The organism is Vibrio sp. SCP2, assembly GCF_059295395.1.
In genome coordinates this window covers 200,230-223,104 of sequence record NZ_JCAFVV010000006.1, presented here as the reverse complement: position 1 = coordinate 223,104, position 22,875 = coordinate 200,230, and the positions used below count along the sequence as shown (strand labels likewise).

At 44.7% G+C, this 22,875-nt stretch carries 19 protein-coding genes; 7 read left to right on the top strand and 12 right to left on the bottom strand.

Features of this window, described 5'->3' with window-relative positions:
• Nucleotides 1-660 precede the first annotated feature (660 nt).
• From AC5O63_RS17130 to dusA, 7 genes are all read right to left on the bottom strand, one after another.
• Nucleotides 661-1,437 (bottom strand): phosphoadenylyl-sulfate reductase, encoded by a 777-nt coding sequence (locus AC5O63_RS17130; protein ID WP_004743371.1) that lies wholly within the window; start codon nt 1,435-1,437, stop codon nt 661-663.
• The gene (cysI, locus tag AC5O63_RS17125) at nt 1,430-3,166 is read right to left on the bottom strand and encodes an assimilatory sulfite reductase (NADPH) hemoprotein subunit (RefSeq protein WP_494505699.1); all 1,737 of its coding nucleotides are present in this window, start codon (nt 3,164-3,166) and stop codon (nt 1,430-1,432) included. Before cysI ends, AC5O63_RS17130 begins: the two co-directional genes overlap by 8 nt.
• Nucleotides 3,166-5,019 carry an assimilatory sulfite reductase (NADPH) flavoprotein subunit gene (locus AC5O63_RS17120; RefSeq protein ID WP_494505698.1) on the bottom strand — a complete coding sequence of 618 codons (1,854 nt, stop codon included), beginning with the start codon at nt 5,017-5,019 and terminating at the stop codon, nt 3,166-3,168. The genes cysI and AC5O63_RS17120 overlap by 1 nt, the downstream gene beginning before the upstream one ends.
• A gap of 126 nt (nt 5,020-5,145) precedes the next feature.
• Nucleotides 5,146-5,376: a hypothetical protein gene (locus AC5O63_RS17115; RefSeq protein ID WP_004743374.1), complete on the bottom strand. Its 231-nt coding sequence runs from the start codon at nt 5,374-5,376 to the stop codon at nt 5,146-5,148.
• Between the two features lie 151 nt (nt 5,377-5,527).
• Nucleotides 5,528-6,190, bottom strand: coding sequence for a TIGR04219 family outer membrane beta-barrel protein (locus tag AC5O63_RS17110; RefSeq protein ID WP_004749436.1), 663 nt, complete (start codon nt 6,188-6,190; stop codon nt 5,528-5,530).
• A 131-nt stretch (nt 6,191-6,321) separates the two neighbouring features.
• Nucleotides 6,322-6,531 carry an envelope stress response protein PspG gene (gene pspG / locus AC5O63_RS17105; protein WP_004743376.1) on the bottom strand — a complete coding sequence of 70 codons (210 nt, stop codon included), beginning with the start codon at nt 6,529-6,531 and terminating at the stop codon, nt 6,322-6,324.
• Between the two features lie 160 nt (nt 6,532-6,691).
• Nucleotides 6,692-7,696, bottom strand: a complete 1,005-nt coding sequence (gene dusA, locus AC5O63_RS17100) for a tRNA dihydrouridine(20/20a) synthase DusA (protein WP_494505697.1) — start codon at nt 7,694-7,696, stop codon at nt 6,692-6,694.
• A 265-nt stretch (nt 7,697-7,961) separates the two neighbouring features.
• Between dusA and AC5O63_RS17095 the strand changes: the two genes are divergently transcribed.
• From AC5O63_RS17095 to AC5O63_RS17080, 4 genes are all read left to right on the top strand, one after another.
• Nucleotides 7,962-8,999 carry a response regulator gene (locus AC5O63_RS17095; RefSeq protein ID WP_004748291.1) on the top strand — a complete coding sequence of 346 codons (1,038 nt, stop codon included), beginning with the start codon at nt 7,962-7,964 and terminating at the stop codon, nt 8,997-8,999.
• An 18-nt stretch (nt 9,000-9,017) separates the two neighbouring features.
• Nucleotides 9,018-12,617 carry a response regulator gene (locus AC5O63_RS17090; protein ID WP_494505696.1) on the top strand — a complete coding sequence of 1,200 codons (3,600 nt, stop codon included), beginning with the start codon at nt 9,018-9,020 and terminating at the stop codon, nt 12,615-12,617.
• 178 nt (nt 12,618-12,795) lie between these two features.
• A complete protein-coding gene (gene zur / locus AC5O63_RS17085; RefSeq protein WP_038197529.1) occupies nt 12,796-13,260 on the top strand; it encodes a zinc uptake transcriptional repressor Zur in 465 nt (154 codons plus the stop codon).
• A gap of 17 nt (nt 13,261-13,277) precedes the next feature.
• Nucleotides 13,278-13,739 (top strand): chemotaxis protein CheX, encoded by a 462-nt coding sequence (locus AC5O63_RS17080; RefSeq protein ID WP_004748296.1) that lies wholly within the window; start codon nt 13,278-13,280, stop codon nt 13,737-13,739.
• Nucleotides 13,740-13,794: 55 nt separating this feature from the next.
• Here the strand turns inward: AC5O63_RS17080 and cysC are convergent, their stop codons facing one another.
• The 5 genes from cysC to cobA are packed head-to-tail and all read right to left on the bottom strand — an operon-like array spanning nt 13,795 to nt 19,455.
• Nucleotides 13,795-14,412 carry an adenylyl-sulfate kinase gene (gene cysC / locus AC5O63_RS17075; RefSeq protein WP_069667850.1) on the bottom strand — a complete coding sequence of 206 codons (618 nt, stop codon included), beginning with the start codon at nt 14,410-14,412 and terminating at the stop codon, nt 13,795-13,797.
• Nucleotides 14,413-14,424: 12 nt separating this feature from the next.
• Nucleotides 14,425-16,149 carry an SLC13 family permease gene (locus AC5O63_RS17070; RefSeq protein WP_004748300.1) on the bottom strand — a complete coding sequence of 575 codons (1,725 nt, stop codon included), beginning with the start codon at nt 16,147-16,149 and terminating at the stop codon, nt 14,425-14,427.
• 25 nt (nt 16,150-16,174) lie between these two features.
• Nucleotides 16,175-17,602 (bottom strand): sulfate adenylyltransferase subunit CysN, encoded by a 1,428-nt coding sequence (gene cysN / locus AC5O63_RS17065; protein WP_367939771.1) that lies wholly within the window; start codon nt 17,600-17,602, stop codon nt 16,175-16,177.
• 18 nt (nt 17,603-17,620) lie between these two features.
• Nucleotides 17,621-18,529 (bottom strand): sulfate adenylyltransferase subunit CysD, encoded by a 909-nt coding sequence (gene cysD, locus AC5O63_RS17060; protein WP_494505695.1) that lies wholly within the window; start codon nt 18,527-18,529, stop codon nt 17,621-17,623.
• Between the two features lie 56 nt (nt 18,530-18,585).
• Complete coding sequence (gene cobA / locus AC5O63_RS17055) at nt 18,586-19,455, bottom strand: uroporphyrinogen-III C-methyltransferase (RefSeq protein WP_494505694.1); 870 nt, start codon at nt 19,453-19,455, stop codon at nt 18,586-18,588.
• A gap of 263 nt (nt 19,456-19,718) precedes the next feature.
• On the opposite strand from cobA, the gene cpdB reads away from it, so the two are divergent.
• From cpdB to AC5O63_RS17040, 3 genes are all read left to right on the top strand, one after another.
• Nucleotides 19,719-21,680, top strand: coding sequence for a 2',3'-cyclic-nucleotide 2'-phosphodiesterase (gene cpdB / locus AC5O63_RS17050; protein WP_494505693.1), 1,962 nt, complete (start codon nt 19,719-19,721; stop codon nt 21,678-21,680).
• 106 nt (nt 21,681-21,786) lie between these two features.
• The gene (locus AC5O63_RS17045) at nt 21,787-22,350 is read left to right on the top strand and encodes a Crp/Fnr family transcriptional regulator (protein ID WP_239855663.1); all 564 of its coding nucleotides are present in this window, start codon (nt 21,787-21,789) and stop codon (nt 22,348-22,350) included.
• Nucleotides 22,351-22,420: 70 nt separating this feature from the next.
• Nucleotides 22,421-22,873, top strand: a complete 453-nt coding sequence (locus AC5O63_RS17040; protein ID WP_494505692.1) for a GNAT family N-acetyltransferase — start codon at nt 22,421-22,423, stop codon at nt 22,871-22,873.
• The last annotated feature ends 2 nt before the right edge of the window (nt 22,874-22,875 follow it).

The following is a 22,875-nucleotide window of genomic DNA, read 5'->3' as shown; positions in this document are numbered from 1 at the left end:
GCCTGCCGCCAGCGTTCAATCTGAGCCATGATCAAACTCTTCAATTTAAGATTTTGTTCGGCTCAATGAATACTGAACATTACATAAAGTAATGTTTGAATTGACTGTGCTCTTATTGGTTTTCACTTTTGAAAAAGTAAAACAAAACAGCTCAAGACTGCTTCCCAATTCGAATGGTCACTTCGTATCATTGAAACCTAAATTGATACCGAAGTATCTATTTGGATTATCATCAACGAGTGCCCACACAGATTGATAGGTCTATATTTTTAAAGAGCTTCTCTTCTTTGTGATTCGCATCACTTCGGAAGAGGCGGCCATTCTAGCGTTTTAAGTTTTAGTGTCAACCACTTTTTTAAACTTTTTTCTTAAGCGTTTCCGCTCAGCTAGTTAACCTGTCGATTTCGCTTGAACCCTTGTGAGCCCTTGCCCTGTCGACGAGGAGGCATTATAGAGATCGCGCTCACATTGGCAAGCGTTATTTTGAAAAAAATTGCAAAAATAACGTTTAACAGGCTAACTTTCGCCCAAAGCCTTATTTATCCAACTTTACCCCAATTAAGCCAACAAAATACTCACAGAGTTATCCACATTCGCTGTTTTTCACGTAAAAAGAAAGGCCGCTCTCGCGACCTTTTTATCTATATATAGAGGGAAAAACTAAATCCCCGAACCATCTTGCTCACTATCGTCTTCGTGAAGACCACATTCACGCTTCAATCCAAAGAAGCGAGTTTCTTCTTCACTCATCCCCGGTTCCCACTTTTTGCTTGTATGGGTATCACCAACAGATAGATAACCTTCATCTCTTAGGGGATGATAAGAAAGTCCGTTTTGCTCTAGGTAATAATGAACATCTTTATTCGTCCAATCGATCACAGGCAAGAACTTAAACACACCATTTTGAATCGATAAGATTGGTAAACTTGCTCGTGATTTAGATTGCTCACGACGTAAACCTGAGAACCAAGTCCCTACCTCAAGCTCATCTAAAGCTCGCCTCATCGGTTCGACTTTATTTAGTTTATTGTATTTCTCTATTCCCTCTATACCTTGTTCCCACAATTTTCCGTAACGGGCTTCCTGCCAGTTAGCACTTTCTTTTGCGCGATAGACCTTAAGGTTTAGCGTCAACTGCTCACTAAGCTGATCAATAAAGCGGTAGGTTTCTGGAAACAGATAGCCAGTATCCGTCAAGATAACGGGAATATCAGGCTTTTGCTCAGTAACTAGGTGCAACATAACAGCAGCCTGAATACCGAAACTCGAGGAAACAGCGAACTGACCTTCAAGGTTTTCAAGCGCCCAAGCAACTCTTTGCTGCGCAGTTAGCTGCTCTAACTCTGCATTAATTTGACCAAGCTGGAGTATTTGTTCCGTCTTAGTTAATGAGAGAAGTTTCGCTAACTGAGGTTTAGAAGCGACAGAATCAAGCATGTAAGTCCCTCTTCGATACTTTTACCTCTTGGATGATTCCAGCACGAATTGCAAAATCACCAAACCCTTCACCCGTTTCACGCTCTTGCGCCCAACGACCAACCAGCTGATCGATTTCTTCAAGAATCTGCTTATCGGTAATGTTCTCTTTGTACATCTTTGGAATGCGTGTACCCGCTCGGTTACCACCTAGGTGGAGGTTATAGCGCCCCGGAGCTTTACCGACTAAGCCGATTTCAGCCAACATTGCACGACCACAACCATTCGGACAACCAGTCACACGTAAGATGATATTTTCTTCTTCTGGCAAGCCGTGTTTCTCAAGTATGCCTTCTACGTCTGTTACAAACTGAGGTAAGAAGCGCTCAGCTTCAGCCATAGCAAGTGGGCAAGTTGGGAAAGCGACACATGCCATCGAACTCTTACGCTGTTCACTCACGCTATCATCAATCAAACCGTGTTCACGTGCGATCTTTTCGATCTTGGCTTTTTGACTTTTCGAGACGCCCGCAACAATTAAGTTTTGGTTAGCCGTCATTCGGAAATCACCTTTATGGATTTTGGCAATTTCGGCAACCCCTGTCTTAAGAGGTTTACCTGGGAAATCCAATAAGCGTCCATTCTCGATAAACAGTGCTAAGTGATGTTTACCATCGATACCTTCAACCCAACCGATACGATCGCCGCGGTCAGTAAATTCATAAGGTCTACTTTCAGCAAACTCAACACCTGCGCGCTTTTCTACTTCTGCTTTGAACACATCGATACCGACGCGATCTAAGGTGTACTTGGTTTTAGCATTCTTACGGTTCGAGCGGTTACCCCAGTCACGCTGAGTGGTAACAACTGCCGCTGCAACATCAAGAGTTTTCTCTAGCGGAACAAACCCAAAGTCATCAGCACGACGAGCATAAGTAGAGGTATCACCGTGGGTCATTGCCAAGCCACCACCGACAAGAACATTAAAGCCCACCAGCTTACCGTTCTCACCTATCGCCACAAAGTTAAGATCATTGGCGTGAACATCAACATCATTTTGCGGCGGAATCACTACCGTCGTTTTAAACTTACGAGGAAGATAAGTCTTACCTAGAATCGGCTCATCACCTTCTGTTGTCTCTACTTTCTCGCCATCTAACCAGATTTCTGCGTATGCCTTAGTCTTAGGTAGCAAATGCTCACTGATTTTCTTGGCCCACTCATAAGCTTCTTGGTGTAGCTCTGATTCAATTGGGTTAGTGGTACACAAGACGTTACGGTTCACATCACCCGCTGTTGCAATCGAATCAATACCAATACTGTTTAGGGTTTGGTGCATCAACTTAATGTTCGGCTTAAGAACTCCGTGAAACTGAAAGGTTTGACGAGTCGTCAGGCGAATACTGCCGTAAAGAGAGTGGTCAGTCGCGAACTTATCAATCGCTAGCCACTGATCCGGGTTGATAATGCCACCCGGCATACGAGCACGCAGCATGACATTATGTAGCGGCTCAAGTTTTTGCTTTGCACGTTCGTTACGAATGTCACGGTCATCTTGCTGATACATGCCGTGGAAACGAATCAGCTGAAAGTTGTCAGCGGTAAAACCACCCGTAATTCTGTCTTGCAGGTCTTGCTCGATCGTACCGCGTAAGAAGTTACTTTGTGTTTTTAGACGCTCGTTATCAGAAAGCTTTCCTAACTCTTCGCCTAATACAACCTGCTTATTATTCTCAGTAGAAAAAGTCATTAGTACACATCCCTTTGATAACGTTTCGCTTTACGTAGTTCGTTAATAAATTCTTCCGCATCATCGCGTGATAGCTTGCCTTGTTGCTCAGCAACATGAATCAAGGCTTCATGCACATCTTTCGCCATGCGTGTTGCATCGCCACAAACATAGATGTAAGCGCCTTCTTGGATCCACTGCCATACTTGCTCGGCATTTTCTAGAATTCGGTGTTGGACATAGACTTTCTCTGCTTGATCACGGCTGAATGCCACATCAAGGCGATTGAGTAATCCAGATTTTAGGTACTTCTGCCACTCCACTTGGTAGAGGAAATCTTGAGTAAAGGTGCGATCACCGAAGAACAACCAATTTTTGCCTTCTGCATCTCGGTTATCACGTTCTTGAATAAAGCTGCGGAATGGCGCGATACCTGTACCCGGGCCAATCATGATCACAGGGGTATTGTCATCTTGAGGTAGCTTGAAGTTATTATTGTTCTCAACAAAAACTTTCACCTCGCCGCCTTCTTCCAAACGCTGTGATAAGAAGCTCGATGCCCCTCCGTAACGCTTTTCATCCCCTTTGTCGTATTCAACTAAGCCTACTGTTAGATGAACTTCTTCATCCACTTCACTTTGGCTTGATGCGATAGAGTAAAGACGCGGAGTTAAACGACGCAATAAACCAATCAGCTCTTGTGCAGATAACTTGGTCTTCTTCTCAGCAACTACATCAACAACCTGCGTATTCCCAGCGTATTCACGTAACTTGTCTTTATCTTCCACCAGCTTTTGTAGTTTTTTACTGCCAGACAGCTCTGCAAACTTAGTCACTAGCTGAGGGTTAGCCGCTGTAATTTCGAACTTGCTAACCAAAGCGCTATGAATCGATAGGCTATCACCATCAACTTCAACGCTTTCTACACCTGATAGGCCTACTTTAGCTAAAATGGCATTAGCAAGATCGCTGCTGTTTTCAAACCATACGCCTAGCGCATCACCCGGTTGGTAAGTTAAACCAGACTCTTCGAGATCGATCTCTACATGGCGAACATCTTTACCTGAATCGCGACCTGTTATTTTTTGGCTCGTCAGCAATGTCGCTGTATAAGGATTTTGCTTGTTATATGGAGAGTGACCTGGTGCCGCTTGGCCTACTGGGAGTTGCACCACTTCGGCTTCTGCACCAGACGATAGTGCCTCTTTAACTTTCTCTAACGCTGAAGAACGCCACTCAGCGGCTGGCGCTTCATAGTCCACATCGAGATCAACACGATCGATAAATGAAGTTGCACCTAACTTAGACAAAAATGCATCGAAGTCTTTACCTGTCTGACAGAAAAACTCGTAACTTGAGTCACCTAAACCAATCACGCCATATTGCAGATTTGGCAGTTTAGGCGCTTTCTTCGACTGTAAAAACTCATGCAACTCGATAGCATTGTCTGGTGCTTCACCTTCACCATTAGTTGATGCCACGAAAATTACGTGCGTTTCTTTGGCAAGGTTTTTACCTTTGTAGTCACTGGCATCAAACAGCTCAACGGCAATGCCCTGTGCTTTTGCTTCTTGCTCTAGCGCTTCAGCAACACCTTTAGCATTGCCCGTTTGTGATGCGAAGATAATTGACAGTTTTCCAGCAGGTTTAGCCGCAACAGCAGCAGCGGCTTGATTAATTGGAGCAGAAGCTGCCGCAGGTTGAGCTTGAGCTAATCCCCAGAAATAACCGCTAACCCAAGCTAACTGCTGCGCCGACAGATCGGTAACCGTCTGTTGTAACGAGCTAAGCTGTTGATCATTAAGAGGAGCAGCGATTGATGGTAATTCTTGTGGTGTGTTTCCTTGAGAGGACACGTTCTTGTTCAAAGACATGGTCTCGACATCCCTATTCATTGCGTGATGATAGATTAACCACTCTCTTTAATAACAAGAAAGAATAGAAGTGAATGTTTTATAACTTTTCGAATTAAAGAAAGGAGAAGAATTAAACTAGCTCACCTACTTGGCTTCGACTCTGACTTGTTTGAAACCTACCGCCATTGCTGACTTCGACGCAAGGTCTAAGTTCATATAGTGACATTCTTCACCGTGAGAGTCGGTTAAAAGAACAAAGCCTCCACGGGCATGACGAAACTCAACGATCCAACTGCCTTCCTGAGCCGATGGCTCGATGATGGCTTCAACCAATTGCTGCTCTCGATAAAGATGTCTAAGTTCATTGATAGTCATGAGATTCCTTTCTCTGGCTAAAAACACTATTCCTCTTTAAGCATGGTCAATCGACAAGAAAGTGCTAAATGAATTGTATGAATATAATCAATAGGTATAAAAAAACGCCACCTTAGAAGGCAGCGTTTTAAAAAACAGTATGAAAGCTTCGTTAGAACGAGAACTCTGCTCCGGCAAAGAAGCCATTAGCGAAAATGAATGGTTTACCTAGGTTTGAGCCTTCAGCTGGCTTAAAGATCTCTTCAGCTTCAAGGTCTATCACTCGGTAACCACCGCGCAATGCCAGTGTGCTGCTCCCAAGCGGCAGTCGATACTGCATCCCAGCTATCAAGTCAGTACTCTTAATCCCGCTATTATTGCCAAAGTTCATTTCACCAATCACATCAAGATTGGTATTCGGCACCGTAATTTCTGCATAGCCGTACCAAGCCCAAATCATCTCATCAAAGTTCTTTACGTCATTAGTATCCGCGTTGACGTACTTAGTATTACTCAAATCACTGAAGGTCATACCCGCATCAAAGTGCATTAAGTCATGCTCCAAAATACGGTAATACAAAGTCAGATCTAATTTGTTGAATGCCATATAGTCAGCATCGACCGTAGAATAGCGAACGCGTGCATCTGGGACATATTTAACATCATGTTCTATCGCAGCATAGAAGCTCGGTGTGGTATCGCTTTCTCGGTTGACTTCATTTACTTCAGTCTTGGGAAACCACATTTCGGCGCCAAACTTAGTGGTTAGAGACGATTCTGCCAGTGCAGACGTAGAAACAACAGCTGCCAATGCAATTGCGGTTTTTAAACCCATAAATTTGACTCTCCAGTTAATCGCAATAGGCAGCACCTCGCTGTGCTGCCTTAGCTAGACAAGTATGGTATGCGTCAAATACTAATGCATATTTGTACGACTAGCCATCAAGTATTTGTCCTACCGTCTATTTATCTAGGCTGCGCCACATAGGATTTAAAGAACCAAATACCGATTGCAATAACAATGAGCCAAGGCAACAACTTAAGGACTGCTCCTACCATGCCAAGCAGTACCATGACTACCAAAGAAAACGCTACACCCGCAAGCACTGTCACCATAGTCACGCCAGTGACTAGCAATGTAGCAGCAAATACCATGATAAAGATCAGTTCAAACATACGATTCTCCTTAGTTGACCTGGAATATCTATCAGGATACGTGCCAAACTCTCACCCAAACGTAAGGCATTGATAAATAAACAATAAAAAAGAGCACCCTATTTGAGTGCTCTTTAAAAATCTTCAACGAGGTAAAATTAACCAAGTAACTAGGTATTTTTTACACATTCAACTCTTTAGGGATTTTCGCCAGTGCAGCTTCAACCACTTCAATACCCGAACCTGGTTTGTGCGCGTTTTCACTGATGTAACGACGCCACTGACGAGCACCAGGCATATTTTGGAATAGACCTAACATATGACGAGTAATATGACCAAGATACGCACCTTGAGATAGCTGCTGCTCAATGTATGGGTACATCTCTTCAACCACTTGGCTGCGTTTCTTCACTGGCTTATCCAAACCAAAGATCTCTTGATCAACGTTAGCTAGGATATATGGGTTTTGATACGCTTCGCGCCCAACCATAACACCATCAAGGTGCTGAAGGTGCTCCTTACTCTCTTCCAGTGTCTTAACGCCACCATTAATGGCAATCGTCAGGTGCGAGAAGTCTTTCTTGAGCTGATAAGCACGCGGATAATCAAGCGGTGGGATCTCGCGGTTCTCTTTTGGGCTCAAACCAGATAGCCAAGCTTTACGCGCATGAATCGTGAACTGCTCACAACCGCCCTTCTCAGAGACAATTGATACAAAGTCAGTCAGAAACTCATAAGAGTCTTGGTCATCGATACCAATGCGGGTTTTCACCGTAACTGGAACATCAACCACATCACGCATTGCAGAAACACATTCAGCCACCAGCTCCGGCTCTGCCATTAAGCACGCCCCAAAACGACCGTTCTGAACTCGGTCTGAAGGACAACCGACGTTAAGGTTAATCTCATCATAACCGCGCTCTGCCGCTAACTTAGCACACGTAGCCAAATCCTGAGGGTTCGAACCACCAAGCTGAAGCGCCACTGGATGCTCTTGCTGGTTATAGGCTAAGAAGTCACCTTTACCGTGAATGATTGCACCAGTTGTCACCATCTCGGTGTACAGCAATGTTTCACTAGTCAGCAAGCGATGGAAGTATCGACAATGGCGATCCGTCCAATCGAGCATGGGCGCAATGGAAAAGCGCTGCATTGGAAATTGTTGTTTCGTTTCAGTGTTAGACACGAAGCTACCTCTAAACAGTCAGTACCGCTTTCAAATAACGTCCCTATTTCCAACGCGGCATCAAAAATAATCGCGCGATTATACACCGCTGCGGGAAAAGATTCAGGTTAAATACCGTCGGTAATAAATAACGATTATTCAAACGTGGGTCACGTTATCTAGGATGAGTTATACGACCACTGAATTATTGAGTGCCAATATTTATAAAAAATAACTATTCTATGGATTAATAAGTCAATGATTCTGCAGTAAAGGATTTACCGCAATGCCAATTGAACAGCATGAAAAACCTGTAATTCTGGTTGTCGATGATATCCCCGACAACATCCATACTTTGTCAGGCATTCTTTCTGATGACTACCGTATAAAAGCGGCAACAAGCGGCGCAAAGGCCTTACAAATTGCGAGTACCAAACCTTACCCACACCTCATCCTGCTCGATATTATGATGCCGGAAATGGACGGTTACGAGGTATGTGAGAAACTTAAATCCAATCCAGTCACCGCTGAAATTCCAGTTATTTTCGTTACTGCTAAAGCGGAGGTGGTCGATGAGCAAAAAGGCTTCGAGATGGGAGCTGTCGACTATATTACCAAACCCGTTAGCCCGCCTATCGTTCAAGCTAGGGTCAAAACGCATATTTCTCTGTATGACCAAAACCTATCATTAGCCAACAAAGTTAAAGAACGGACTGCGCTACTGGAAAAAACTCGCCTTGAGGTCATTCAGCGTCTTGGCCGAGCGGCGGAATATAAAGATAACGAGACAGGCATGCACGTTATTCGCATGAGTCACTATTCGAGAATCCTTGCCCAACAGTTAGATGTGAGTGAACGCTGGGTAGAGTTAGTGTTTCAAGCCTCCCCTATGCATGACATTGGTAAGATAGGTATCCCTGACGCTGTGCTGCGCAAACCGGGAAAACTGGATGCCGAAGAGTGGGCAGTGATGCAAACCCACGTAAAAATCGGTGCAGATATCATTGCAGACAGCGACACACGATTAATGCAGATGGCACAAGAGATCGCGCTTTATCACCACGAAAAGTGGGATGGCAGTGGCTATCCGCATGGATTAAAGGGGGAAGATATCCCGCTTAGTGCGAGAATTGTTGCTATTGCGGATGTCTTCGATGCCTTAACCAGTGAACGTCCTTACAAACAGGCATGGCCGATTGAAAAAGCGACGGCTTTGCTCGAAGAAGAAGCGGGCTCACATTTTGATCCAACGCTGGTCCCAATCTTTCTCCAACAACTCGATGAGATTTTGAAAGTTAAAGAATCTTTTAAAGATGAATTCTAATCAACCACTGAGGCTTGAATGGACTCTGTAAAAAACTACGCTCTCGATTCCAAACGTATTCTTATTGGCTTTATTATCGCGTCGGTGATGTTGCTCATCGCTGGCATTATCGGATGGTTAAGCCTAACTCAACGCTTTAACACCGTTGATCAATATGCCAATAACGCTCAGCTGCTCTCAACCCTTGATGGTATTAAAGTCATCGAGCAAAGCTATATTCGCCAGCCAGATACCCAACTGCAAAACCAACTGTCGCAGGCGGTTAGTAAAGCTCAGTTAATTGCCAGTGATGCTGTCAGCAATGGGGCTGACTCGCAGATTCAAAGCTCACTCGCCCAATATCATCAGCAATTTGAAACCTATGTGGAGCTGAGTGAAAAGTCCGCTCAAACACGGACGGAGCTGTCTGAGACGGGGGATTACGTCGAGAGCTTAGTACAAGAGATTCAGCTTGAACACGAACAGTTCATCGAGTCGAGTATCGTTTCGATTGATGAACTTAGAGATAAAGTCGACCGAGAATCTGATCTCGCGATTCAAGCACATTGGTTAGTCAGTCTGCTAGCTAACTCTCAAGCAGAGCAGAAAACCTATATCGTTTCCAATCAACAAGAATCTTTAAACCTTGCTCAGCTAGAATTAAAAAAAGCGGAGCAACTGATCAATAAACTTGAGCGCGATGCCACCGATAGCGAAAGCCAACAGACAATTGCTCTAATCAAGAATGCAAAAAACCGTTACAGCTCAGCCTTAGTTCAACTTCGCAGTTGGCCGAAGCTGTCTAAACCTCTGCAGGCGAACATCTCTTCTCAGATAGAAAGATCGGTCACTGAACTGACTCGGGTCTCAATCGAGCTACGTTCACATTTCCAGCAACGACTCAAACTCGCCCAGCAAGCCGTAACCAATGTTCAGCTCTCTATTAGTGACAAGCTTTCTATCAGCACTAACTTATTGGTGTTACACACTGAGATTAGTAATGCACAGCAAAGTGACAAAGACTACGCTATTACTCAGAAAATTGAGCGTCAGCTACAGCTTAAAACAGAAGTTGAGAACAACCTTAATGCTGCCATCGAACTGTTAGAAAACCTCTATGAGCAAGTTGTCACTGAGGATGAACAAATTCAAATCAGTACGCTACAAGAGGCAACACAAGATTACCTAACTCTGTTCAATCAGCTCACGGACTTACGCGGTGAGAAAAACCGTCAAATCCAAGCACTCAAACAGCAGCATCAAGCCATCATTGGTTTAATTTTACCTGGCTATGAAGCGCAACTAGCCACAGTGGAAGACTCTGGCAGCATCGCACGCAATCTAGCCATTGGTGGCGCAATTTTCTTAGTTACACTTTTACTCCTAGGCTTTCTAGCCAATAAATCCCATTCAGCCTTAGAACGATTCGCCGAAAAGCTCGCGATTGCGCGTGATGAAGCCAATTCAGCGAACAGCGCTAAGTCGGATTTCTTAGCGAATATGAGCCACGAAATCCGCACCCCGATGAATGCGATTATAGGTATGAGCTACTTGGCGCTCAAAACCGACTTAACTAAAGCTCAGCGTAACTACATTCATAAAGTTAAGCTGTCTGCAGACTCCCTACTGGGGCTGATCAATGACATCCTCGACTTTTCTAAGATTGAAGCGGGTAAGCTAGATATAGAAAACGTCGATTTCCATTTAGAAAATGTACTCGACAATATTTCGAACCTTGTTGGTTTACGTGCTTCTGAACGCGGACTTGAGCTGCTGATCCACATTGATCGAGATGTTCCTACCACCTTAGTCGGCGATCCTCTGCGACTTGGGCAGATCTTAATTAATCTTGCCAATAACGCAGTCAAGTTTACAGAGAAAGGGGAAATCAAAATCTCCATTCGTGTTGCCGAACGTAATGGTGATGACCTAGTACTAGAATTTAGTGTTGAAGACAGTGGTATAGGCATGACAGCGGAACAAACCGCTAAGTTGTTTAGCAAGTTCACTCAAGCTGATAGCTCAACCACACGGAAATATGGTGGTACCGGATTAGGGTTAGCCATCAGTAAAGAACTTAGCCAGTTAATGGGCGGGGATATCCGTGTAGAAAGTGAAGCAGGTAAAGGCTCATGCTTTACCTTTACTGTAGCCTCCAAAGTCAGTCACGCCCTGAAACAAGAAGAGATCGCGGTTCCTGTCGAGCTAGGAAAACTGAGAGTACTTGTCGTCGATGACAATGCCAGCGCTAGAATTATTGTTGAAGATATCCTTGAATCACTACGATTTGACGCTCACAGCGTAAGCAGTGCAGATGACGCACTCGCTGAGCTCAATCAAGCACTCAGCAATGAACAACCTTATGATCTACTGATCACTGACTGGCAAATGCCTGGCAAAGATGGCATTGATTTACTTGAGATGGTTAAAGCTCAGATTTCTCAATCTCAACAGCCAAAACCACTTATGTTGACCGCCTTCGGTCGAGAGGAGCTCACCGAAATCATTGAACAAAGAGGCATTACGGTTCCTAGTATTCTCGATAAGCCGATAACGGCGTCCCACCTTTTTGATGCCATTGTTTCTCTCTACGGCGTTGACCATGCCCGTCTAAGTCGCAGTGAGGCAGAAGAGCAGAACCAACTGGCCAATGTTCAGCAACTGGCTGGCGCCCAACTTCTGTTAGTTGAGGATAATGAAATCAACCAAGAGTTGGCTATTGAGCTTCTTGAGGGTCAACAAATGCATGTCACCGTGGCGGAGAATGGTCAGGTTGCTCTAGACCTTTATAAGACCAATGAGTTCGATGGCATTCTGATGGATTGCCAAATGCCAATTATGGATGGCTATGAAGCTACCCAATATATTCGCACCAAGCTAAGTGACCATTCGATACCCATTATCGCCATGACAGCTAACGTGATGGAACGAGATAAGGTCAAAGCCGCAGAAGCAGGAATGAACGACATTATTGCTAAACCTATTGATGTCGGAAGTATGTTTAGCACTCTGGCCAAATGGATTACGCCAAAACATCCTCAACAGTTTGTCGCACAGTCTGCGCAGCACAGTTCAGACATTCCTCAGATTGAAGGCGTCGATACACAAGCAGGGTTGATTCGCTCTAGCGGTAATAGCAACTTGTACAAAAAGCTTCTTGAGCGTTTTGCCACGACATATCGAGACACTGATGCTGTCTTGCTTGCACTTTCAGATCATGACAAAGAGGCGAGAAAGCGCAATGTTCACTCACTCAAAGGGGTATCTGGAAACATTGGCGCTAGTGAACTCCACCAGCTAAGTGCTTCACTAGAGCAAGATCTAGATAACAGCACCTTACGTAACGAGTTAATTGAGCAACTTAAGCAATTAATTGACCTGATAGAGCAAGCTCTTGCCACCGTACAACCAGAAACGAAGACGGCGCAAACCTCGGCTCAAAATTATGACCAAGCGACATACGAAAAGCTCTACTCAGCCATTGAACAAAGCGATACTGAGGCCGTCACCATTATCAATGACATTGTCTCGGGTAAACAGATTGGCTTAAGTAGCGCTCAGTTATCCGAGCTGTCTAGAGCTGTTGAAGAGTTTGATTTTGAGCGTGGTTTGCAGATCTTGGACACAGCTCAACGATAAGAAATAGCTAAAATGCTGTTATTGGTATCGTTTTTTATGTAGATAAGGTAAGTTATAGCGTTCCAGACAAGTTAGACATTATTCACATTATGAATAAGTAACTTACTGACAAAGCTATAAGATATTACCTAGTAAGCGACGATAAACCGCGAGAAATGGTATATTATTAAAATGTCCAATGGTAATGGTGATAAGTTTGGACCTGCATTTAGTGAAGCAAGTTGAAGAGATATGCTCTGCCCGAGGTGTACGCCTTACAACTCAGCGTAAGCGCGTATTTGAATTGATATGTGAGAGCCCAAAGGCCTCTAGTGCCTACGAGCTACTTGAAGATTTGAAGCAAAGTGAGCCTCAAGCAAAACCACCGACCGTATATCGGGCGTTAGATTTTTTGTTGGAGCAAGGCTTTATTCATAGGGTAGAGTCAACCAATAGCTACATTCAATGTGTTTCATGCAATGCACATAAGCATTTCTCGCACCTATTGATTTGCGATAAATGCGGGAGCGTTATTGAACTTCAAGATGATAGTTTGGTAGCCTTACTTGCGAACAATGCGGAAGCACATGGTTTTACCATCAATAATCACGTAATTGAGTCACACGGTACTTGTCAGGCATGTTCTGCTGACAATGCGAAATAAAGATATAGAAGAAGATTATGCGCGCTGAATTTGTAAACCCGTTTTTAGCTTCATTGATGAACGTATTAAAAACGATGGCTTCGCTGGAATTGAAGCCACAGAAGCCTCGTGTGAAGAAAGATGAAATCGCACGTGGAGATGTATCAGGTTTAATAGGGATGGTTGGCACTCAAAGCCGCGGCTCTATGTCTATTACTTTTGATGAAAGCCTCGCATTAGAGATTATGCAGAATATGCTAGGTGAGCGCCCGAATGGCCTTAACGATGAAGTAACGGACATGGTGGGTGAAATCACCAATATGGTTACTGGTGGTGCAAAGCGTATTCTTGCAGAAAGTGGCTTCGATTTTGATATGGCTACACCGGTTGTTGTGTCTGGTAAAGGTCACACTATCCGTCACAAGTGTGAAGGTTCTATCATCATCATGCCTTTCACCTCTCAATGGGGTAATGCTTTTATTGAGATCTGTTTCGAGTAATAAACCACTCAAATGAATCAATAAAAAACGCTTCTCTAGGGAAGCGTTTTTTAGTTTATGCGATAACTTGTCTTTCCTTGAGAGCCGCCAAGCAATCTTCTACCAGAGCTTCAATCGATTTCTCACCAGCACGTAAATCTATTTCTGGGTTAATCGGCGCTTCATATTCAGAATCAATACCTGTGAAGTTTGCAATTTCCCCTGCTCGCGCTTTCTTGTACAAACCTTTAGGGTCACGCTGCTCGCAAACTTCGAGTGAGGTGTTGACGAAGACTTCAAGGAACTCTCCCTCAGGTAGCATCTCTCTGACCAACTGCCTTTCCGCGCGATGCGGTGAAATAAACGCTGATAAAACAATTAAGCCAGCATCAGCCATCAACTTAGCTAGTTCACCAATGCGTCGAATGTTCTCACGACGATCTTGCTCGGAAAAGCCCAAATCACTGCATAGGCCGTGACGTACATTGTCTCCATCTAGCAGGTAAGTATGAAACCCCGCTTGTGCAAGACGCGTCTCTAACGCTCCCGCTACGGTAGATTTACCTGCACCAGAAAGACCGGTAAACCATAGTACCACCGGCTTTTGCTTCTTTAACTGAGAGCGAAAAGCCTTATCAATAGAGTGTTGATGCCAGACGACATTTTCATCTTTAGTTGGCGTTTCCGTAGTCATAATTCAGTCCTTTTAAAACGGAAAGAAGAGTGGAATTAGAGTTAACACCAATACGGAGTAAACAATAGAAAGAGGAATTCCCACTCGAACGTAATCTGTTAATTTGTAATTGCCTACGCTGTAAACCAAGAGATTGGTCTGATAACCGTAGGGAGAAATAAAGCTCGCGCTAGCGCCAAAAAGCACTGCCATAATAAATGGCATTGGATCGACACCGTAGCCAATCGCCATGCTGTAGCCGATAGGAAAAGACAACGCCGCCGCTGCATTATTGGTTACAAGCTCAGTTAAAATCAGGGTTAGTAAGTAAGTGGCAACCAAGGCACCAAATACACCCCAACCATTGAAGCCTTCAATAAACATCTGGCCTAAGCTAACGGACAAACCTGTCGACAGCATCAGTTGAGCGATGGAGAGCGCTGAACCAACAATCACTACGATATCGACGGGGAAACGCCTGCGAAGCTCACCAAGCTGAACGACACCAAAAAACAGCGCAGCTAAGAGGAAAACGGATAACCCCTTAATCAGCGGCACGATCTCAAGCAGCGCAAGGGCAATAACGCTCGCAAAACCGACTAACACCATTGCCGACTTATTGGCATCCAAACGCGCACTCGAATCTAAGTCATTCACTAAGACAAACTCTTTACGATGCGCACGACGCTCTTGCTCAAAGCGTTTACCCGGAACAAGGACTAAGGTATCACCTGCATTGAGCGTAATATTCCCTAACCCGCCCTGTAAGCGCTCATGCCCGCGGCGTATGGCAACAACAACCGCATCAAAGCGATCGCGGAAGTGGCTCGATTTAAGCGTTTTATTACAAAAGCTTGCCGAAGAGCTCACCACCACTTCGACAAAGCCTTGGCCGTTGAGGTGATGCTGGCCAAATAAGGTCAGCCCCTGAATTTCTTGCAGCGTAGCAACACTTTCAATATCACCACAAAACAACAATCGGTCACGAGCTTGAAGCACAAAGTCCGGTTCAACAGAAGGCATGGTTTCACCATCTCGTACCACTTCGGCTAAGAACAATTTACGCAGTGCGCGTAGGTTGTTCTCGCTAATGCTACGACCGACCAATGGCGAACCTGGTTCGACTCTCGCCTCAAGAAAATAGGGCAACTCATCTTGGCTATGATCTTCATAATTGGGCAACAGGTAACTGAGCGGGATCAGGATCAACATACCACCAAGCAAGACAGACAAACCGATCATGGTTGGAGCAAAGAAGCCAAGACTGGGTAGTCCAGCATCTTCAACAAAGCTGTTAATGATCAAATTGGTCGACGTACCGATCAAGGTCAATGTACCACCTAAGATCGCGGCGTAAGAAAGCGGGATCAATAGCTTTGAAGGTGCATGCTGCTGGTTACGTTTAATGGCGCCAATCAAAGAGACCACGACCGCAGTATTATTGGTAAAGGATGAAAGTAGCGCTGTTGAGACGCCCAGTTTGGCAACAACAGTACCCAGCCTTCCGGTTGAAAGTGAGCGGCTTACCCAGCTAATCAGGCGAGTCTTTTCTAGTGCTGCTGATGCTAAGATCAGCAGCACTAAAGTGAGTAGAGAAGAGTTGGTGAAATTAGTAGCCACTTCACCTAGCTCTATCATGCCACCAAGGAAAGCAATAAAAGCTGCTCCAGCGAAGATATAACTAGGTTTAATTCGTGTTGTTACCAAGCATGCAACGATGCCGAGTAAAATTGCCAACACAAATCCTTGCTGCCACATAACGCTTCCCTACTCTAGCAATCAACTATTTAAGTAGCTGACTAATATCTTTCGCTTCCCAGTGTGGGAAGTGCTTGCGAACTAAGGCATTCAGCTCTAGCTCAAATGCAGAGATATCAGAGGTTTTCACTTCAACACTTGATAGACTTTCGCGCACAAGACCTGCTCCGACCGTTACATTGGTTAGGCGATCGATGATGATGAAACCACCGGTGTCTTGGCTAGCAAGATAATCATCAAGCGCAACAGACTCTGTTAACGTCCACTCACACAAGCCGATACCATTAAGAGGTAGCTCAACTGCGCTGTGCGTTGATAGATTGTTGATGTCATATTGGTGGCGAATCGCCTCGACATGACCGACCGTTTTCTTACCAGCAATCTTCACGTCATAATCGCGGCCTGGCTGAAGTGGTTGCTCTGTCATCCACACGACATCAGCAAGCAAGTGGTTACTCGACTCAACTTGCGCATTCTCTAGCACAATCAAATCACCACGGCTGATATCAATCTCATCTTCAAGCGTTAACGTGACGGCTAGTCCTGCCTGAGCTTGTTCAAGGTCACCGTCAAAAGTAACGATACGTGCAACTTTCGACGTTTTACCTGAAGGCAATGCCTTAACTTCATCACCCACTTTGACGCTACCGGAAGCAATCGTGCCAGCAAAGCCACGGAAATCTAGATTCGGGCGGTTAACGTACTGGACAGGGAAACGGAACTCACCAATTTCTTTGTCTTGGTCAACATCCACGTTTTCTAGAATCTCAAGTAACGGCGAACCTTCGAACCAAGCCATTTTCGGGCTAGGCTCAACAACGTTATCACCCTCAAGTGCAGAAAGCGGGATGATTTGAATATCGGTTTCGCCTTGCAGGTTTTTGGAAAACTCAAGATACTCATCGCGAATCTCTTCAAAACGCTGCTGCGAATAGTCAACAAGATCCATTTTGTTTACCGCAACCACAAAGTGCTTAAGACCAAGTAGGTTGGAGATAAATGAGTGACGACGAGTTTGATCTAGTACGCCTTTACGTGCATCAATCAAGATCACTGCGAGATCACAGGTCGATGCCCCTGTCGCCATATTACGCGTGTACTGCTCGTGCCCCGGAGTATCTGCAATGATGAACTTACGTTTCTGTGTTGAGAAGTAACGGTAAGCTACATCGATAGTGATCCCTTGCTCTCGCTCTGCCTGAAGTCCATCAACAAGCAAAGCAAGGTCTGGACGCTCTCCAGTAGTACCAACGCGTTGGCTGTCGTTATGAACGGCTGCCAATTGATCTTCATAAATTTGCTTAGAGTCATGCAGCAAGCGACCGATCAAGGTACTTTTACCATCATCTACTGAACCACAAGTGAGGAATCTAAGTAGTGATTTGTATTGGTGTTGTTTTAGGTATCCTTCAATACCAAGCTCTTCAAGCTGAGCTTCAACTGCGCTATTCATCTTGTTTGTCCTCAATCCTTAGAAGTAACCTTGGCGTTTCTTAAGTTCCATCGATCCAGACTGATCGTGGTCGATCGCTCTGCCTTGTCGTTCACTGGATGTCGCAACCAACATCTCTTCAATAATGCCTGTGAGCGTATTGGCTTCAGACTCAATCGCGCCAGTCAGTGGGTAACAACCAAGTGTTCTGAAGCGAACGCTTTTCTCTTCGATTTTTTCACCTGGTTGAAGCTCCATACGGTCATCGTCAACCATGATTAGCATGCCATCACGTTCAACAACTGGTCGCTTATCGGCTAGGTAAAGTGGCACAATCTCGATGTTCTCTAGGTAGATGTATTGCCAGATATCTAGCTCAGTCCAGTTTGAAAGTGGGAAGACACGAATGCTCTCACCTTTATTGATTTGGCCGTTGAAAGTACGCCATAACTCAGGACGCTGATTCTTTGGATCCCACGTATGGTTCTTGTCACGGAAAGAGTAAACACGCTCTTTCGCACGAGATTTCTCTTCATCACGACGCGCGCCACCAAAAGCCGCATCAAAACCATACTTGTTCAAAGCTTGCTTAAGACCTTGAGTTTTCATGATGTCAGTATGCTTAGATGAGCCATGTGTGAATGGGCTACATCCCATCGCAAGACCTTCTGGGTTCTTATGAACCAAAAGCTCAAAGCCGTATTTCTCAGCAGTACGGTCACGGAACTTAATCATTTCCTTAAACTTCCAGTCGGTATCGACATGAAGTAGCGGGAAAGGAATTTTACCTGGGTAAAAAGCTTTACGTGCCAGATGCAGCATGACCGATGAGTCTTTACCAATTGAATACATCATCACTGGGTTATCGAACTCAGCGGCAACTTCACGAATGATGTGAATACTCTCCGCTTCAAGCTGCTTAAGATGGGTTAAACGTTCTTGATCCATGTTAATTGCTTCCTTTATGGCTCATTGAGCCGATGGCTAATCTAGTTAAAATGGCGTTAGGCTGACTGACGCTGGGCCGTGACGTGTTCGGCTTGAGGTTCAAACCACGCAAGCTTTTCGGACAATGCCACCACTTCACCAACGACGATAAGCGAAGGTGACTGAGCGTCTTTTGCGAGACCAGCAAGCTCATTGAGCTGACCTTTAAATACTTTCTGTTTACTGTGCGTACCGCGCTCAATAATCGCGATGGGTGTTTCTGGCTGTCGACCATGTTCAATCAGTTGGCTTTGGATGTATTCCGACTTCATCAAACCCATGTAGATCACTAGAGTCTGATTACCGCGCGCTAACGTCGACCAATCCATCTGATCACTTTCTGCTTTTAAATGACCGGTGATAAACATTGCTGACTGAGCATAGTTGCGGTGTGTGAGGGGAATGCCCGCATAAGCGGTTGCGCCAGCTGCGGCTGTGATACCTGGCACGACATGGAAAGAGACACCTGCATCAGCAAGGACTTCAAGCTCTTCTCCACCACGGCCAAAGATAAACGGATCGCCACCTTTTATGCGTACCACTCGGTGGCCTTGCAGCGCGAAGTCGAGTAGTAGTTGATTGGTTTTTTCTTGAGGAACACTGTGGTGACCGGCACGTTTACCGACACACACTAAGATGGTATCGCTTGGCACCAAAGAGATGATGTCATCCGATACTAGGTAGTCATAAAGCACAACATCAGCTTGCTGAAGGAAACGCAGCGCTTTCAAGGTCAGAAGTTCGACATCACCCGGACCTGCGCCAACGAGTGCAACTTCACCTTTACCGAGCAGACTCTGACCCACTGTATTGAGATCTGCTTGCTTACTACGCTGTGCGTGCTGATTGCTCAGAGGAAATTGAGAAATCTTATCCTTGCTCGCCATAATGTCACCCTTACCTAATCTATGAAGGCATTATGGCGCTCTAGTTATATTACCTGAAATTCTAAAATTTCATTTTTTATATCAATTTCTGATAAGCGAATATTTTAAGATTGTTCAAGCTTTGTTCGGTTTTGAGAGATTCTCAGCAGAACGCTATAAAGTAATTGCTCAACATCACACTTTGTCTTTCAATGAAATCATTGTTTCATTTCATTTTGTTACATTATGCAGCGTCTTACTAAACGCTATCGGAGCATCAAAAAATGAAAGTAGCAGTGAAACCCCTATCTCTTGCTGTACTGGGTGGCATGTTAACCATGGCAGGCCCAGCAATGGCAGATACGATCAAACTTCGTATTGTCGAAACAACTGATATTCACACTAACGTCATGGATTATGACTACTACAAAGATAAGCCATCGCAAAAGATTGGTCTGACTCGTGCTGCTACTTTAGTAAAACAGGCTCGCGCTGAAGTTGAGAACAGTGTCTTGGTTGATAACGGTGACTTAATCCAAGGTAGCCCTATGGGTGACTACATGGCAGCTAAAGGCATCAAAGTTGGTGAAGTACACCCAGTGTACAAAGCGATGAACCAACTAGACTACGATGTGGGCAACATTGGTAACCATGAATTCAACTACGGCCTTGAGTTCCTAGCTGAAACCATCAACGATGCAGACTTCCCTTACATCAGCGCTAACGTATTTGATCAAAAAACCGGTGCGCACTACTTTAAGCCATACATCATTAAGTCTCACAAATTCAAAGATGTTGACGGTGTTGAGCATGAAATCAAAGTAGGTTACATCGGATTTGTTCCACCACAGATCATGGTTTGGGATAAGAAGAACCTAGAAGGTAAGGTGTTCGCTAAAGACATCAAGGAAACAGCAGAAGAGCTTGTTCCACAGATGAAAAAAGAGGGTGCCGACGTTATCGTTGCGATTCCTCACTCTGGTGTAGCAGCAGACCCATACAAACATGGCGCTGAAAACTCTACATACTACTTGGCTGAAGTTGAAGGCATTGACGCAATTGCATTTGGTCACTCGCATGCGGTATTCCCGGGTAAAGGCTTCGACAATATTCAAGGTGTTGATAACCAAAAAGGCACTATCAATGGCGTAGCCTCAGTCATGCCAGGCCGCTGGGGTAGCCATGTTGGTGTAATCGATCTAGAACTTAAAGAGAAAGATGGCAAATGGGTTGTGGTTAATGGCCAATCAGAAGCGCGCCCAATCTTCGATAAAGTAAACAAGAAGTCACTGGCTGAAGCAGATAAAGAGATGGTCAAAGCGCTTGAAGCTGACCACAAAGGTACTCGCGATTTCGTTAACCAACCGATTGGTAAAGCGAATGACGTCATGTACAGCTTCTTAGCTCTCGTTCAGGATGATCCAACGGTTCAAATCGTCAACCTAGCGCAAAAAGATTACGTCGAGCGCTTCATTCAGGGCGACCCAGATCTCTCAGATATTCCAGTACTTTCTGCAGCAGCGCCATTTAAAGCCGGTGGTCGTAAAAATGACCCTGCAAACTTCACAGAAGTTGAATCTGGACAGCTAACCTTCCGTAACGCAGCAGACCTATACCTGTACCCGAACACGCTAGTAGCGATGAAGGTAACCGGTAAAGAAGTCAAAGAGTGGCTAGAATGTACTGCTGGACAGTTTAAGCAAATCGACGTCAACAGCACTGCACCACAGCAACTTATCGACTGGGACGGCTTCCGTACTTACAACTTCGATGTTATCGACGGTGTAAACTACCAAATCGACGTTACTCAACCAGCGAAATACGACGGTAACTGTAAAGTCGTTAACCAAGGTGCCGAGCGTATTGTTGGCCTGACTTACCAAGGTAAGCCAATCGATATGAAGCAAGATTTCATCATCGCAACCAACAACTACCGTGCATACAGCAACAAGTTCCCAGGAACAGGCGCAGAGTTTGTCGCATTTGATTCGCCAGATGAAAACCGTTCAGTTATCGCAGCGTACATCACTCGTGTAAGCCAAGAGAAAGGTGAAGTAACGCCAAGCGCTGACAACAACTGGTCATTTGCTCCAATCAAGTCAGACAACAAACTTGATATTCGCTTTGAAACATCACCAAGTGAAAAAGCAGCGAAATTCATTGAAGAGAAAGGTCAGTACCCAATGAAACGTGTCGCAACGGATGATGTTGGCTTTGGTGTGTACCAAATCGACCTACAGAAGTAACACTTCATTGAACTAACTGAAAGCCGCAATAAAAATTGCGGCTTTTTTATTGGTTAACGTTTATCTTAAAATGACCGCTCTTCATCTACGTAAGATTTTTGCCACTATGTTTGACGCTTTCCATCAGCAACTGTCACAAAACGGATTCACGCAACCTGAAATAGAACAACTCACCCAATCAGCGCAATTGATTGAACTGCCTACACGCCATATTCTGTTGCATCAAGGGGAAGTCGCTGAAGAGATTTTCTTTTTGTTAGATGGAATGTGCCACTCGGCGTATCTAACCGATAAAGGCAAAGAGTTCAGTAAAGAGTTCTATTGGGAGAATGATTGGATCATCGGATTTGAAAGTTTGGTTAATCAACAACCCTCCCCTTACTTGCTTGAGTCTTTGACCCAGTGCACCTTACTCTCATTACCTATTGAGACCTTAAGGGTATGGCGCGAGCAAAAACACGGTATTTACCTCAAGCTGCTTGAAACTCAGCTGATGTATAAAGAAAACAAAGAACGCTTTATGTTGCTCTACAGCCCGGAAGAGCGTTATGAACTGTTCTGCCAGCATTACCCTAACTTACTTGAACGCCTCAACGATTATCAGATCGCAGCCTATCTTGGGATTACTCCAATTAGCCTAAGCCGAATTAAAAAGCGCAGCCAAAGTTAACAATTGTTAATGCCCATTGAAAGCTGTCTTGCTACATTGGCGATATCAACAACAGCAAGACAGATAAACAATGATTACTTGGCAACTCAAACCTTTTTCTGACCTCACTACAGAGCAACTGTATACACTGCTAAAACTTCGAGTCGATGTCTTCGTCGTCGAGCAAACTTGTCCTTACCCCGAGCTGGATGATAAAGACCACCAGTTGGGCGTTTTTCACCTACTCGGTTATCAAGACGATGAGCTAATAGCTTGCGCACGTTTGTTACCTAAAGGAATCAGTTATCCGTCAGTGAGTATTGGTCGTGTTGCCACTAAGGAAAGTCATAGAGGTGGTGGTTTAGGTCATAAACTACTGCAACAAGCCTTGGCAGATTGTGAATCATTATGGCCCAGTGAGTCGATTGAAATTGGCGCACAAGAACACTTAGCCTCGTTTTATCAACAACACGGTTTTGTTCAAACATCCGCTATGTACTTAGAAGATGACATCCCACATATTGATATGAAATTGGAAAAGTAGCC

Coding starts and splice junctions, on each gene's coding strand:
- AC5O63_RS17130 (WP_004743371.1), bottom strand. CDS start 1,437: ATGCTTGATTCTGTCGCTTCTAAACCTCAGTTAGCGAAACTTCTCTCA.
- cysI (WP_494505699.1), bottom strand. CDS start 3,166: ATGACTTTTTCTACTGAGAATAATAAGCAGGTTGTATTAGGCGAAGAG.
- AC5O63_RS17120 (WP_494505698.1), bottom strand. CDS start 5,019: ATGTCTTTGAACAAGAACGTGTCCTCTCAAGGAAACACACCACAAGAA.
- AC5O63_RS17115 (WP_004743374.1), bottom strand. CDS start 5,376: ATGACTATCAATGAACTTAGACATCTTTATCGAGAGCAGCAATTGGTT.
- AC5O63_RS17110 (WP_004749436.1), bottom strand. CDS start 6,190: ATGGGTTTAAAAACCGCAATTGCATTGGCAGCTGTTGTTTCTACGTCT.
- pspG (WP_004743376.1), bottom strand. CDS start 6,531: ATGTTTGAACTGATCTTTATCATGGTATTTGCTGCTACATTGCTAGTC.
- AC5O63_RS17095 (WP_004748291.1), top strand. CDS start 7,962: ATGCCAATTGAACAGCATGAAAAACCTGTAATTCTGGTTGTCGATGAT.
- AC5O63_RS17090 (WP_494505696.1), top strand. CDS start 9,018: ATGGACTCTGTAAAAAACTACGCTCTCGATTCCAAACGTATTCTTATT.
- zur (WP_038197529.1), top strand. CDS start 12,796: ATGGTAATGGTGATAAGTTTGGACCTGCATTTAGTGAAGCAAGTTGAA.
- AC5O63_RS17080 (WP_004748296.1), top strand. CDS start 13,278: ATGCGCGCTGAATTTGTAAACCCGTTTTTAGCTTCATTGATGAACGTA.
- cysC (WP_069667850.1), bottom strand. CDS start 14,412: ATGACTACGGAAACGCCAACTAAAGATGAAAATGTCGTCTGGCATCAA.
- AC5O63_RS17070 (WP_004748300.1), bottom strand. CDS start 16,149: ATGTGGCAGCAAGGATTTGTGTTGGCAATTTTACTCGGCATCGTTGCA.
- cysN (WP_367939771.1), bottom strand. CDS start 17,602: ATGAATAGCGCAGTTGAAGCTCAGCTTGAAGAGCTTGGTATTGAAGGA.
- cysD (WP_494505695.1), bottom strand. CDS start 18,529: ATGGATCAAGAACGTTTAACCCATCTTAAGCAGCTTGAAGCGGAGAGT.
- cobA (WP_494505694.1), bottom strand. CDS start 19,455: ATGGCGAGCAAGGATAAGATTTCTCAATTTCCTCTGAGCAATCAGCAC.
- cpdB (WP_494505693.1), top strand. CDS start 19,719: ATGAAAGTAGCAGTGAAACCCCTATCTCTTGCTGTACTGGGTGGCATG.
- AC5O63_RS17045 (WP_239855663.1), top strand. CDS start 21,787: ATGTTTGACGCTTTCCATCAGCAACTGTCACAAAACGGATTCACGCAA.
- AC5O63_RS17040 (WP_494505692.1), top strand. CDS start 22,421: ATGATTACTTGGCAACTCAAACCTTTTTCTGACCTCACTACAGAGCAA.